This is a genomic window from Nocardioides ginkgobilobae, from assembly GCF_054781275.1.
This window is the reverse complement of the sequence record NZ_BAAGUS010000006.1, coordinates 161,103-174,020: the sequence shown is the minus strand read 5'-3', so window position 1 is coordinate 174,020 and position 12,918 is coordinate 161,103. Positions and strand designations below refer to the sequence as shown.

The following is a 12,918-nucleotide window of genomic DNA, read 5'->3' as shown; positions in this document are numbered from 1 at the left end:
TTCGTTAGGACCGTCACACACGTGCTTGAGGGAGCACCGACCGCACAGACACACCTGGGGAGACGAAGCATGGCAGGACAGCGCACCGGACGCTGGCAGAAGGGCACCGCGCTCGTGCCGCTGGCGCTCGTGTCGGCGGCATGGACCGCGAGCCTGGTCTCGGCACCGACGGTCGCCACCGTCGCGGCCGGCACCGACCAGGCGCCCGCGGTGCTGCCCGACGGCACCTCCGTCCCGTCCGAGGCCATCGAGGCCCCCGCCTCGGTCTCCTCCTCCACGCTGGCCGGCCAGCTGACCGGCGGCAAGGCCGCCCAGGTCGTCTCGAGCGCCTCCACCGCCGCGATCCCGGCCGCAGCCCTGGCCGCCTACCAGCGCGCCGAGACCGTCATCAACTCCGCGGACAAGTCCTGCAACCTGACCTGGCAGCTCGTCGCGGCCATCGGCCGGGTGGAGTCCAACCACGGTCGGTACGCCGGGAGCGTCCTCGACGACGACGGCGTGGCCACCCCGGGCATCTTCGGCATCCCGCTCGACGGCACCAAGGGCACGCGCGCCATCTCCGACACCGACGGCGGCCAGCTCGACAACGACTCCCGCTGGGACCGCGCGGTAGGCCCGATGCAGTTCATCCCCTCGACCTGGTCGGTCGTGGGCGTGGACGCCGACGGCGACGCCCAGCGCAACCCCCAGGACATCGACGACGCCGCCCTGGCCTCCGCGGTCTACCTCTGCTCCGGCGGCGACGACCTGTCGACCACCGCCGGCCAGGAGAAGGCGGTCTACCGCTACAACAACTCCTTCGACTACGTCGAGCTGGTCCTGTCGATCATGGACGCCTACGCCTCGGGTGACTTCACCTCGGTCCCCACCTCGGTCTCGGCCGCCCCGATGATCGCCCCGGACCCGAAGTTCACCCCGGCGCCGGTCAAGGACGACACCAGCAACCAGGGTGGCGGCCAGCCCTCGCAGGAGGTCTCCGAGTCCGCGGAGCAGCCGACCGAGGAGCCCTCGGAGGAGCCCGCGCCGCAGCCCGGCACCCCCGTGACCGGCGGCGGTGGCGGTGGCGGCGGCGGCCTCATCCCCGGCGGCCCCAAGGTCCCGCTCCCGACGCTGCCCACCACCGGCGTCACCGTCGTCGACGAGACCCTCTCCTACGCCCAGGCGGTGCTCCAGTGCACCCTCGACGGCTACATCGACAACATCCTCAAGCAGGGCGACCCCTTCGACCAGTGCGTCGAGGACTACATGGGCAAGTAGGGCCACCACGCAACACCGCCGACGGGCGGGTCCCCGCACGGGGGCCCGCCCGTCGGCCGTTGCGGACCGGTCGAGGGACCGGGTGCACCCGTCGGCCGGGCTCGACGGCCGGGCTCGACGGCTCAGGCTCGACGGCTCGGGCTCGACGGCTCAGGCTCGACGGCTCGGGCTCAGCGACTTAGCAGCCGCGCGGCCTCGGAGGCCCAGTAGGTGAGGATGACGTCGGCGCCGGCCCGGTGGATCGAGGTAAGCACCTCGAGGATGGCCGGCTCGCGGTCGATCCAGCCGCGCTCGGCGGCGGCCTCGACCATGGCGTACTCCCCCGAGATGTTGTACGCCGCCACCGGCACGTCCACCGCGTCGCGCACCTTCCGCACGACGTCGAGGTAGGACAGCGCCGGCTTCACCATGACGATGTCCGCGCCCTGCTCGACGTCCAGCAGCGCCTCGCGCACGCCCTCACGGCCGTTGGCAGGGTCCTGCTGGTAGGTCTTGCGGTCCCCGCTGAGCGAGGAGTCGACCGCTTCACGGAAGGGCCCGAAGAACGCCGAGGCGTACTTCGCGGAGTAGGCCAGGATCCCGACGTCGGTGTGCTCGTAGGCGTCCAGCGCGTCGCGGATGACCCTCACCTGCCCGTCCATCATCCCGCTGGGCCCGACCATGTCGACACCGGCGTGCGCCTGGGCGCGGGCCATCTCGGCGTACGCCGCCAGCGTCCTGTCGTTGTCGACCCGGCCGTCGTGGGTGAGCAGCCCGCAGTGGCCGTGGTCGGTGAACTCGTCCAGGCACAGGTCGCTCATCACCGTGAGGGCGTCACCGACCTCGGCGACGACGTCGGTGATCGCGAGGTTGAGCACCCCGCCGGGGTCGACGGCGCCCGAGCCGGTCGCGTCCTTGGACTCGGGGATGCCGAAGAGCATCACCCCGCCCAGACCCAGCTCGGCGGCCTCGGAGACCGCGGCCAGCATCGAGGAGCGGCTGTGCTGGACGACGCCGGGCATCGAGGAGATCGGGCGCGGCTCGTCGAGACCCTCGCGCACGAAGAGCGGCAGCACCAGCTGGCGGGCCTGCACCTGCTGCTCGGCGACCATCCGGCGCAGGGCCGGTGTGGTCCGCAGCCGGCGCGGACGCACCAGGGGCGGGATGACGGGGGCGGGCAGCGGGTGCTCGGTCACGCAACCGATCCTGTCAGGTCCGCCCCGCCCCCGCGGGCCCGGCGGGGTGGGCGGGGGCGGGCGGGGCCGAGCCGGGGTACTCCGAATCCGATGTGATGCTCAGCTCGCGCTCGGCATCAGAAATGATTCGGACTACCCCCGGCCCGCGCCTCACTCAGCCTTGCGACGCCGGGCCGAGGTCTTGCGGTCCGAGGGCTTGGTGACGGCCTGGCCGGCCTCGAGGAGGGCGGCGCGGCGGGAGGCACCGAAGTCGGCGAGGGCGTCGACGAGGACGTCCACGTCGGGCTTGGGAGCCATGACGTCGACGCGCAGGCCGTGCTCCTCGGCGGTCTTGGCCGTGGCGGGACCGATGACCGCGATCACCGTCGAGGCGTGCGGCTTGCCGGCGATGCCGACCAGGTTGCGCACGGTCGAGGAGGAGGTGAAGACGACGGCGTCGAACTTGCCGGTCTTGATCGCGTCGCGCACGGGTGCGGCCGGCGGGGCGGCGCGCACGGTGCGGTACGCCGTCACGTCGTCGCACTCCCAGCCCAGGTCGACCAGGCCGGCGACGAGGTTCTCGGTGGCGATGTCGGCGCGGGGCAGGAAGACCCGGTTGATCGGGTCGAGCTGCTCGTCGTACTCCGGCCAGTCCTCGAGGAGACCGGCGGCGGACTGCTCGCCGGAGGGCACCAGGTCGGCGCGCAGGCCCCAGGCCGCGATGGCGGCGGCGGTCTTGTCGCCCACCGCGGCGATCTTGAGCCCGGAGAAGGCGCGGGCGTCCAGGCCGTACTCCTCGAACTTCTCCCGCACCGCCTTGACCGCGTTGACCGAGGTGAAGGCGATCCACTCGTAGCGGCCCTCGACCAGGCCGCGGACCGCCTTGTCCATCTGCTGGGGGTTGCGTGGCGGCTCGACCGAGATGGTCGGCACCTCCTCGGGCACCGCGCCGTAGCCGCGCAGGCCCGCCGACAGCGAGCCGGCCTGCTCCTTGGTGCGCGGCACCAGGACGCGCCAGCCGAAGAGCGGCTTGGTCTCGAACCACGACAGGGTCTCGCGCAGGTCGACGACCTTGCCCACCACGATCACGGCCGGCGGGGCCATCCGCGCGGCGCGGCAGTCGGCGGCGACGTGCTCGAGCGTGGTGGTGACGGTGGCCTGCTCGGTGGTCGTGCCGACCCGGGTCACCGCGACCGGGGTGGTGGCGGGCCGACCGGCGGCGACGAGCTGCTTGGCGATCTCGCCGACCTGGCCCACGCCGGAGAGCAGCACGAGCGTGCGGTCGTCGGCGTAGCGGCTCCAGTCGACCGTGCCGTCGCAGGTGACCACGGCCATCTCGCGGTGGTCCTTGGTCGTGAGCGGGATGCCGGCGTACGCCGGGACGCCGCTGACCGAGGAGACACCCGGCACGATCTCGAACCCGACGCCGGCCTTGGCGCAGGCCTGCGCCTCCTCGGGGCCGGAGGCGTAGGTGAAGGGGTCGCCGGTCATGAGCCGCACGATGGGGCCCTTCTTGGCGTGCTTGACCACGACCTTGGCGCGCGCGGCGTGGGTCAGCGGCTGACCGTCCTCGCCGAAGCCGCCGTCAACGAGCTCGGGCATCGCCTCGTCGTCGACGGAGGCGAGCCCGCGGACGACGCGCACGAGCTCGGCGTGCTCGGGGGACTCGGTCACGACCACCTCGGCCTGCCGCAGCAGGTCGACCGCGCGGACCGTGAGCAGCTCGGGGTCACCGGGGCCGGCGCCCACGAAGGACACCCAGCCGGCGCGGGTCCTGGCGGGGGTCTCGGTCTCCGTGCCGGTGGCGGTGGAGGTCTTCGCTCGGGTCATGCGTGTGGCACCTGTCCTGAATCGATGGCCGGACCTGGCTGGCCCAGCTGTCCTGCCCCGTCGGCGAGCATCTCCTCGCCCAGACGGGCACCGACGCCGTGGGCGTCGGCGGGCGACCCGGTCGCGGACATCCGCACCGAGAGCGCCCCGTCGGGTGACAGCGCGATCGCGCGCACCCACAGCTCTTCCTCGTCCTCCCCCTCCACGACCTCGGCCAGCGCCCCGATCGGTGCGGAGCACCCGCCCTCGAGCGTGGCCAGCACCGCCCGCTCCGCGTCGACGGCGGCACGGGTGCGCGGGTCGTCGAGCACGGCCAGGGCCGCGAGCAGCTCCACGTCGTCGCTGCGGCACTCCACCGCCAGGGCCCCCTGGCCCGGGGCAGGCAGCATCTGCAGGGGATCGAGCACCTCGGTCGCCTCCGTGAGCCGATCGATCCGGGCCAGTCCGGCCCGGGCGAGGACGACCGCGTCGAGCTGGCCGTCGCGGACCGTGCGGATCCGCGTGTCGACGTTCCCACGGATGCCCACGACCTCCAAACCGAGGCCGAGGGCGTGCAGCTGGGCGGCCCGCCGCGGGGAGCCGGTGCCGACCCGAGAGCCAACCGGCAGCTCGCCCAGGGTGAGCCCGTCGCGGGCGACGACGACGTCGCGCGGGTCCTCGCGGGGCGGCACCACGACGAGGGTCACGCCGTCGCAGGGGTAGGTGGGGAGGTCCTTGAGCGAGTGGACGGCCAGGTCGACCTCGCCGGCCAGCAGCGCGTCGCGCAGGGCGCTGACGAAGACCCCGGTCGAGGAGCTGCCCGCCAGGGGCACGCCGGATGCCTGCGACCGGTCGCCGTCGGTGGTGATCTCGACCAGCTCGGTGGTCAGGCCCAGGCCGCGGACCATGTCGGCGACGTGGCCGGACTGGGTCGTGGCGAGCAGGGAGCGGCGGGTGCCGACGCGCACGTGCTGCGGGGCCCCCCGGGTCGGGCCCGGGGTCGGCTGCGGGGTCGAGGACGTCATCGGGCGGGCTCCTCGGGGACCGGCGGGCGGGTCACGGCCGTGACGGCGTCGGGGTCGAGCGCGAAGAGCTCGGCGAGGGCGGCGGCGTAGGAGACCGCACCGGACTCGTTGGCCAGCTCCCGCACCCGCACGGTCGGCTCGTGCAGGAGCTTGTCGGCCACCCGGCGTACGGCGTGGAGCACCTCGGCCCGGACGGCCGGGTCGAGGTCGGGGAGGCGTCCGTCGAGCCGGCTCATCTCGGCGTCGACCACGGAGGTGGCCATCGAGCGCAGGGCCACCACGGTGGGGGTGACGCTGGCTTGGCGGCGGGCGGCCAGGAAGGCCGCGACCTCCTCGGTGACGATGCTGCGGACGGCCGCGACCTCGGCACCCGCCTCGCTCTCGTGCTGGCTGGCGGCCAGGTCCGCGAGGTTGACCAGCTGCACGCCCGGCAGCTCACCCGCGGCGGGGTCGACGTCGTGGGGCAGCGCGAGGTCGATGATCGCCAGCGGGCGACCGTCGGGCCGCGCCTCGCGGACGAGGTCGGCGCTGACCTGGGTGCCGGTCGCGCCGGTGCACGTGATGAGCAGGTCGACCCCGGCGAGCTCGAAGCCCAGGGACTCCACCGGGGCGGGGCGGGCGGAGTACTCCGCGGCCAGCCGCTCGGCCCGGGCGGCGGTGCGGTTGAGGACGACGATGTCGCCGGCGCCGAGGCGGGACACGGTGGCGGTCGTGAGACCGGCCATCGCACCGGCACCGAGCACGGCGACCGAGCGGCCGGCGACGTCGCCGATGGTCGGTCGGGCGCGCTCGAGGGCCGCGGTCACCAGCGAGGGCGCGGCGCGGTCGATGCCGGTCTCGGCGCGCGAGCGCTTGCCGACCCGCAGCGCCTGCTGGAAGAGCACGTTGAGGGCGGGCCCGACGGTGCCGAGCTCCTGGCCCACGCGCAGCGCCTCGCGGGTCTGCCCGAGGATCTGGCCCTCACCGAGCGCCATGGAGTCCAGCCCGGCGGCGACCTGGAAGAGGTGGGCGACCGCACCGTCGTCGTAGTGGACGTAGAGGTGGGGCAGCAGGGTCTCGGTGGACTCGCCGGAGCGCTCGACGAACAGCGTGGAGAGCTGCTCGACCGAGCCGTGGAAGCGCTCGACGTCGGCGTAGACCTCCAGGCGGTTGCAGGTGGAGATCACCGTCGCCTCGGCGACGTGGGCGCACCCGGCCGCGTCGGTGACCAGCTTGTGCACGGAGTCGACGCCCGGGGAGGCGAGGCGCTCCAGCAGCCACACGGGCGCGGAGTTGTGGGAGACCCCCACGATCAGGACGCTCATGCGGGTGCCTCCAGCCGGCCCTCGAGCCCCGCGGGACCCTTGCGCTGCTCGTGGTAGGCGAGGATCTGCAGCTCGATCGACAGGTCGACCTTGCGCACGTCGACGCCCTGGGGCACCGACAGGACCGCCGGCGCGAAGTTGAGGATGCTGCGGATGCCGGCGGAGACCATCGCGTCGGCGACGTCCTGCGCGGCGTGCGCCGGGGTGGAGATCACGCCGATCGCCACGCCGTGCTCGGCGACGATCGCGGTCAGGTCGGAGAAGGGCCGCACGTCGACACCGGCGACCTGCTCGGCGTGCCGGCTCGGGTCGGCGTCCAGCAGCGCCACGACCCGGAAGCCGCGGCTGCGGAAGCCGGAGAAGTTGGCCAGGGCGTGCCCCAGGTTGCCGATGCCGACGATGACCACGGGCCAGTCCTGGGTCACCCCGATCTCGCGGGCGATCTGGTAGCGGAGGTACTCCACGTCGTACCCGACCCCGCGGGTGCCGTAGCTGCCGAGGTGGCTGAGGTCCTTGCGGAGCTTGGCGCTGTTGACGCCCGCGGCGACGGCCAGCTCCTCGCTGGAGCAGGTCGCGGTGCCGGCCTCGGCGAGGGACGTGAGGGCCCGGAGGTAGACGGGCAGCCGGGCGACGGTGGCCTCCGGGATGTCCCTGGCCGCCTCGGTGGGGGTCCGTTCGGTCACTGCTCGCTCTCCAGCCAGCGGTCGCGGGGCGTGGGTCGGACGAGGTCCGACCGGGGGGGAACGGGCCCCCCGCAAGGCGCGACGGCTCCTTCACTGTAGGAGTTTGTGAACGCGAGAACAAACCGGCAGCGACCCCTGCTAGCACACGTGGCGCAGGCCACGTCCGGGACCCGGCCGGGGTGGGCCGCGACGGCTGCGCTCATCCCCCCGCGGGGTGCGCCGCCGACGCACGCCGACGGGGCCGGTCACACGCGGGGGGCGGGCCGGCAGCGGCCGACGGCGACGACTTCAGCCCGGCGGCGCGGACAGCGCGGCGCGCAGGCGGTCGGCGGAGACCCGCCAGAAGTCGTGCTGGCGACCGTCGACGAAGGTCACCGGGATCTCCTCGCCGAAGCGGGCCTGCAGCGCGGGGTCGTCGTCGATCGAGACCTCGTCGAACTCCTCGCCGAGCTCCGCGCACACCGCCGCGACGACCGCGCGGGCGTCGTCGCAGAGGTGGCAGCCGGGCCGCGTGTAGATCCGCACGCGGGGTGACGGGGCCGCCGAGCCGCTCACAGCAGCTCCAGGTTCCGCCGTCGCTCCGCCGCCCGCAGCGAGCCCTTGCGGACCTTCCCGGTCACCGTGTGCGGCAGCTCCGCGACGACTTCGACCCGGCTCGGCTGCTTGAACCGGGCCAGCCGGGTCCCGCACGCCGCGCGCACCGCCGCGACGACGTCCTCGGGCTCCTGGCCGGGCGCGACGACGTACGCCACGACCGCCTCGCCGGTGGCGGGGTCCGGGACGCCGATCACCGCGACCTCGGCGACGCCCGGCACCTCGCCGACGACGTCCTCGACCTCGCTGGGGTAGACGTTGAAGCCGCTGACGATGACCAGCTCCTTCACCCGGTCGACCAGGAAGAGCTGCCCGTCGGGCGCCAGGAACCCCACGTCGCCTGTGGTCCACCAGCCGTCCTCGTCGGGGGCCTCGGCGCCGTCGGGCCAGTAGCCGCTGAACAGGTTGGCACCGCGGATGCTGACCTCGCCGGGGTCGCCCTGCTCCGGCGCGAGTCCGCGGTCGTCGACCAGGCGCACCTCGATGCCGGGCAGGGCGTTGCCCACCGACCCCGGCTCGGGGCGACCGACCTGCCCGTCCTCGCCGGGGGGCACGCACAGGGTGCTGGTCACGATCGGCGCGGCCTCGGTGAGGCCGTAGCCCTGGTGGACGGCGATGCCGGTCACCGCCACGAACTCCTCGACCTGCTCGGGGTCCAGTGGCGCGGAGCCGGAGAGCACCAGGCGCACCGAGGCCAGCCGCTCGGCGAGCCGGTCACAGCCGAGCAGGTGGCCGATGACGGTCGGGGCGAGCGGCAGGACGGTGACCTGCTGCTCGGCCACCAGGTCCAGCACGGCCTCCGGCTCGTAGGCCTCGACCAGCACCAGCGTGGCCCGGTGCCACAGCACCGCACCCAGCACGGCGTTGAGGCCGTAGACGTGGAAGAGCGGCAGGGCGCCCAGGACGACGTCGTCGGAGCGGATCATCGCGGGCTCGACGCGACCGGCCTGCTCGATGTTGGCCAGCAGCGCACGGTGGCTGAGCATCGCCGCGCGCGGGCGCCCGGACGCACCGCTGGTGTAGAGCAGCACGGCCAGCTTCTCGGGGTCGGGCAGCTGGGGGTGGTCGCGGGTGGTGTCGGCGCGCAGCTGGTCCCAGGACCGCTCGCCCGGCTGCAGGGTGGTGCCCACCGTCACCACCCGGGGTACGACGGCGCGAGCGAGCAGCTCGGCGGGCAGGCCGCCGCCCGCGGCAGCGGCGGCGTCGGCGTCGGCGTCGGCGTCCCGGTCGCCTCCGGCGCGGGCCTCGAGGGCGGTGGCCAGCGTGGCGACCGCGGCGCGGACCGCGGCGACCGACACGGTGTCGGCGAGGACCATCCGGGCGCCGGCGTCGGCGAGCATGCGGGCGAGCTCGTCGGCGGTGGCACGGGGGTTGAGCGGCACGGCGACGGCCTGCACCCGCAGCACCGCGAGGTAACCGACCACCATCTCCGGACGGTTGGCCATGGCCAGCGCGACCCGGTGGCCGGCGACGACCCCGGCCGCGGACAGCCCGTGGGCGACCCGCCCGACCTCCTCGTCGAGCTCGGCCCAGGTCAGGGTGGTGCCGTCCGCGACCAGCGCGGCACGTCCCGGGACCGTGGCGGCCGCGGCGACGACCAGGTCGACGAGGTCGGTGGGCGCGCCGGGCGTGGCCCCGGGCTCCTCCTGTCGCTGCTCAGGCATGCGCTCGATCCTGGCACAGCGCCACGTCGCGCGGGGCGCGGTGGGCCCGACATCCGCCGGGTCCCGGGACTAGGGTGAGCGGCGTGACCCCGCCGCCTGCTCGTCGCACGCTCCCGGACCTGCGGCAGCGCTCGGTGCTCGCGGGCGAGGCCGCGGCCGCCGCCGCCGAGGTCGAGGCCGCCCTGGACACCCCGCCGGACCCCGAGGCGGCGGCGTTCTTCGACGTGGACAACACGATCATGCAGGGCGCGAGCATCTTCCACCTGGCGCGGGGACTGCACCGCCGCAAGTTCTTCACGACCCGCGAGATCGCGGGTGCCGCCTGGAAGCAGGCCTACTTCCGCATCGTCGGCGTGGAGGACCCCGAGCACGTCGCCGACGCGCGCAACTCCGCTCTCGCCTTCATCGCCGGGCACACCGTGACCGAGCTCCAGGAGCTCAGCGAGGAGATCTTCGACGAGGCGATGGCGCACCGGATCTGGCCCGGCACCCGCGCCCAGGCCCAGCTCCACCTCGACCAGGGGCAGCGGGTCTGGCTGGTGACGGCCGCACCGATCGAGATCGCCCAGATCATCGCCAAGCGCCTCGGGCTCACGGGCGCGATGGGCACCGTCGCGGAGCACCAGGACGGCATCTACACCGGACGTCTGGTCGGCGACATGCTGCACGGACCGGCCAAGGCCGAGGCGGTCAGGGCGCTCGCGGCCCGCGAGGGCCTGGACCTGGCCCGCTGCTCGGCGTACTCCGACTCCTACAACGACGTCCCGATGCTCTCGATCGTCGGCGACCCCTGCGCGATCAACCCCGACAGCAGGCTGCGGGCGCACGCGCGGGCCGCGGGGTGGCGGGTCCGCGACTACCGCACCGGACGCAAGGCGGCCCGTGCCGGTCTCGTCGTCGGGGCGGCCGCCGGGGCCGTGAGCGGCACCGTCGCGGCCGGCGTCGCGCTGCGCCGGCGCCGCTGAGGGGACCCGTCCCGAGGACCGGCCCAGGACCTGGCAGTGGACTGACAGGTCCGACCGCCACATCACGGAGCGGTCACGATCCAGGACTGGTCTGGACCGCGCTCCTGCGTGAACAGTCGTACGCCGAGCCGCGCGGGCACCCGATTTCGCGGAACGTGTTCCACGCTCCGCCTGATCGTCGTACCCTCGAGGGGCTCCACTGGGGGGAGCGAACCGGGAGGGTCACATGGCGGTGAACGCCGAGAGGGTCGCGCGCGGGCTCGACGCGCTGCGCACCGCTGTGTCCCACGCCCTCCTCGACGGGCTGCTCCCGGGGCCCGGACAGGGTCTCTCACCCGCCCTCGTCGCGGCCGGCGCCACGCCGTCGGCCCCGCACCGCTCGCTGCTCGGCCTGCTCACCGAGGCGATGGCCGACGACGACGCCCGGCTCGCCGGCAGCCCCGGCAGCCCTGGTGGCGCGTACGGCGACGCGGACCTCGCCACCTCCTCCGAGGACGACGCTGCCGACCGCGAGCGCCTCATCGCCCTCGTCGAGCTCGCCCGCCAGGGCGACAGCGACGCCTTCGGGCTGCTCTACGACCACTACCAGGCCTCGGTCTACCGCTTCCTCTTCTACCGGACCCGCTCCTCCGCGCTCGCCGAGGACCTCACCTCCGAGACCTTCTTCCGCGCCCTGCGCTCGATGCAGAGCTTCCGCTGGCAGGGCAAGGACTTCGGCGCCTGGCTGATGACCATCGCCCGCAACCTCGCCACCGACCACTTCAAGGCGGGCCGCACCCGCCTGGAGCTCACCACCGAGGACATGGGCCAGCACGACGACGCGACCGAGGGCCCCGAGCCCACGGTGCTCGCCGGGCTCACCAACGAGATCCTGCTGAAGGCGCTCACCGAGCTGCCCGACGAGCAGCGCGACTGCCTCGTGATGCGCTTCCTGCAGGGCATGAGCATCGCCGAGACCGCTGCCGTCCTGGGTCGCAGCGACGGCGCGGTCAAGCAGCTGCAGCTGCGCGGCGTGCGCAACCTGGCCAAGCTGATGCCGGAGGGCCTGCGATGAGCACCCTGCGCTGTGGCCGAACCGTGCACCGCACGTCGATGACTCGTGGATCACACGCCGTAACCCTGGTGGTCGACCGGTCGTTGGGAGGGATGTCGGAGCCGCTGGGCGCCGACCTCCCCCTCCCCACCGACACCACGACGACAGGACTGCCGCGATGAGCCCCGTGTTCTCGGCGCGACGACGCGCCGACGAGTTAGACTCCCTGGTCGAGGCCGCCGCCTCGGGCCGCCGGGTCGAGGACGCGCGCTTCACCGAGCTCCTCGACGTCGTCGCCACGCTGCGCACGGCCCCCGCGCCTGCGGCCCGCCCCGAGTTCGTCGCCGACCTCCGCGAGCGACTGATGGCCGCGGCCGCCGAGGAGCTGGTGCAGGTCGCCCCGGCCGCTCCGCAGCGCCTCACGATCACCCCCACCCGCAGCCCGCGCGAGCGTCGGCTGGCCATCGCCGTCGGCGGCGTCGCCCTCGTGGGTGCCACCACCTCGATGGCCGTGGCCGCCCAGTCGGCACTGCCCGGTGACGTGCTCTACCCGCTCAAGCGGGCGCTCGAGAACGCCCAGACCGGCGTGCGCGTCGACGACGCCGCCAGGGGCGCCTCGCTGCTGGCCAACGCGCGCGGCCGGCTCGCCGAGGTCGACGAGCTGACCCGCTCCGAGGAGGGTCAGGACATCGTCGCGATCGAGCAGACCCTCGCCGACTTCGCCGCGCAGGCGACCGAGGCCTCCGACCTGCTGCTCGCCGACTACGCCGAGACCGGCTCGGAGTCCTCCATCGAGGAGCTCCAGGACTTCACCGCGCAGAGCCTCGCCGCGCTGGAGGAGCTCTCGGCGGTCCTGCCCTCGGTCGCCCAGGAGGCGCTGATCCAGGCCGGCGAGCTGCTGGCACAGATCGCCCAGACCGCGCTCTCGCTCTGCCCCTCCTGCGGCGGCGAGCAGATCGGTCGCATCCCGAGCTTCCTGGTGCAGGCGGTCGAGGAGACCGTCGGCACCCTGGTCTCCCCCACCACCGGCGGCACCACGACGGCTGACGGCGGGGAGCCCGCCCGCCCCAGCGGCAAGCCCTCCGGCAAGCCGTCCGCGGGCGCCGGCGACGGGGGCCAGTCCCCGACGGCGCCCCCGAGCGGCCCGGCGCTGCTCGACCCGCCCGCCTCGACCGACGGCGGCGAGGACGACACCTCCGGTGGTGGCACCGGAGGCGGCAAGGACGACGAGCCCCTCGGCGGCGTCGGTGGCCTCCTCGGCGGCAGCACCCCTGCTTCGGGGCCGGGCTCCGGCGATCCGGTGACCGACCTCCTCGAGCCGGTGCTCGACCCGGTCGGCGACCTGGTCGACGACCTCCTCGCCCCCGACGCCGACAAGAAGAAGTAGCCCCGGCGGCTCACGCCCTCGACGGCCCCGTGGGGCGTCGGCG

11 protein-coding genes are annotated in these 12,918 nt (G+C 74.3%); 4 read left to right on the top strand and 7 right to left on the bottom strand.

Going from position 1 to position 12,918, the window contains the following annotated elements; genetic code table 11:
- Window positions 1-69: 69 nt before the first annotated feature.
- Window positions 70-1,257 carry a lytic transglycosylase domain-containing protein gene (locus tag ACYVID_RS08250; protein WP_460736219.1) on the top strand — a complete coding sequence of 396 codons (1,188 nt, stop codon included), beginning with the start codon at window positions 70-72 and terminating at the stop codon, window positions 1,255-1,257.
- A 170-nt stretch (window positions 1,258-1,427) separates the two neighbouring features.
- On the opposite strand, the gene hemB is transcribed toward ACYVID_RS08250, so the two are convergent.
- The 7 genes from hemB to ACYVID_RS08215 all read right to left on the bottom strand — a co-directional run bounded on the left by hemB (window position 1,428) and on the right by ACYVID_RS08215 (window position 9,490).
- Entirely contained in the window at window positions 1,428-2,432 is a 1,005-nt protein-coding gene (gene hemB / locus ACYVID_RS08245) for a porphobilinogen synthase (RefSeq protein ID WP_460736217.1), read from the bottom strand.
- 150 nt (window positions 2,433-2,582) lie between these two features.
- Window positions 2,583-4,241 carry a bifunctional uroporphyrinogen-III C-methyltransferase/uroporphyrinogen-III synthase gene (locus ACYVID_RS08240; protein ID WP_460736215.1) on the bottom strand — a complete coding sequence of 553 codons (1,659 nt, stop codon included), beginning with the start codon at window positions 4,239-4,241 and terminating at the stop codon, window positions 2,583-2,585.
- A complete protein-coding gene (gene hemC / locus ACYVID_RS08235) occupies window positions 4,238-5,245 on the bottom strand; it encodes a hydroxymethylbilane synthase (protein WP_460736213.1) in 1,008 nt (335 codons plus the stop codon). Before hemC ends, ACYVID_RS08240 begins: the two co-directional genes overlap by 4 nt.
- Window positions 5,242-6,549 carry a glutamyl-tRNA reductase gene (locus tag ACYVID_RS08230; RefSeq protein WP_460736211.1) on the bottom strand — a complete coding sequence of 436 codons (1,308 nt, stop codon included), beginning with the start codon at window positions 6,547-6,549 and terminating at the stop codon, window positions 5,242-5,244. The genes hemC and ACYVID_RS08230 overlap by 4 nt, the downstream gene beginning before the upstream one ends.
- Window positions 6,546-7,232: a redox-sensing transcriptional repressor Rex gene (locus ACYVID_RS08225; RefSeq protein ID WP_460736209.1), complete on the bottom strand. Its 687-nt coding sequence runs from the start codon at window positions 7,230-7,232 to the stop codon at window positions 6,546-6,548. The genes ACYVID_RS08230 and ACYVID_RS08225 overlap by 4 nt, the downstream gene beginning before the upstream one ends.
- Window positions 7,233-7,520: 288 nt before the next feature.
- Complete coding sequence (locus ACYVID_RS08220; RefSeq protein ID WP_460736207.1) at window positions 7,521-7,757, bottom strand: glutaredoxin family protein; 237 nt, start codon at window positions 7,755-7,757, stop codon at window positions 7,521-7,523.
- A gap of 26 nt (window positions 7,758-7,783) precedes the next feature.
- Window positions 7,784-9,490 carry a class I adenylate-forming enzyme family protein gene (locus ACYVID_RS08215; RefSeq protein WP_460736205.1) on the bottom strand — a complete coding sequence of 569 codons (1,707 nt, stop codon included), beginning with the start codon at window positions 9,488-9,490 and terminating at the stop codon, window positions 7,784-7,786.
- A gap of 83 nt (window positions 9,491-9,573) precedes the next feature.
- On the opposite strand from ACYVID_RS08215, the gene ACYVID_RS08210 reads away from it, so the two are divergent.
- The 3 genes from ACYVID_RS08210 (at window position 9,574) to ACYVID_RS08200 (ending at window position 12,875) form a co-directional block, all read left to right on the top strand.
- Complete coding sequence (locus tag ACYVID_RS08210; protein WP_460736203.1) at window positions 9,574-10,455, top strand: HAD family hydrolase; 882 nt, start codon at window positions 9,574-9,576, stop codon at window positions 10,453-10,455.
- Between the two features lie 232 nt (window positions 10,456-10,687).
- The gene (locus ACYVID_RS08205) at window positions 10,688-11,509 is read left to right on the top strand and encodes a sigma-70 family RNA polymerase sigma factor (protein WP_460736201.1); all 822 of its coding nucleotides are present in this window, start codon (window positions 10,688-10,690) and stop codon (window positions 11,507-11,509) included.
- 157 nt (window positions 11,510-11,666) lie between these two features.
- Window positions 11,667-12,875 carry a DUF5667 domain-containing protein gene (locus tag ACYVID_RS08200; protein WP_460736199.1) on the top strand — a complete coding sequence of 403 codons (1,209 nt, stop codon included), beginning with the start codon at window positions 11,667-11,669 and terminating at the stop codon, window positions 12,873-12,875.
- Window positions 12,876-12,918 lie beyond the last annotated feature (43 nt).

Coding starts and splice junctions, on each gene's coding strand:
- ACYVID_RS08230 (WP_460736211.1), bottom strand. CDS start 6,549: ATGAGCGTCCTGATCGTGGGGGTCTCCCACAACTCCGCGCCCGTGTGG.
- ACYVID_RS08215 (WP_460736205.1), bottom strand. CDS start 9,490: ATGCCTGAGCAGCGACAGGAGGAGCCCGGGGCCACGCCCGGCGCGCCC.
- hemC (WP_460736213.1), bottom strand. CDS start 5,245: ATGACGTCCTCGACCCCGCAGCCGACCCCGGGCCCGACCCGGGGGGCC.
- ACYVID_RS08240 (WP_460736215.1), bottom strand. CDS start 4,241: ATGACCCGAGCGAAGACCTCCACCGCCACCGGCACGGAGACCGAGACC.
- ACYVID_RS08250 (WP_460736219.1), top strand. CDS start 70: ATGGCAGGACAGCGCACCGGACGCTGGCAGAAGGGCACCGCGCTCGTG.
- ACYVID_RS08200 (WP_460736199.1), top strand. CDS start 11,667: ATGAGCCCCGTGTTCTCGGCGCGACGACGCGCCGACGAGTTAGACTCC.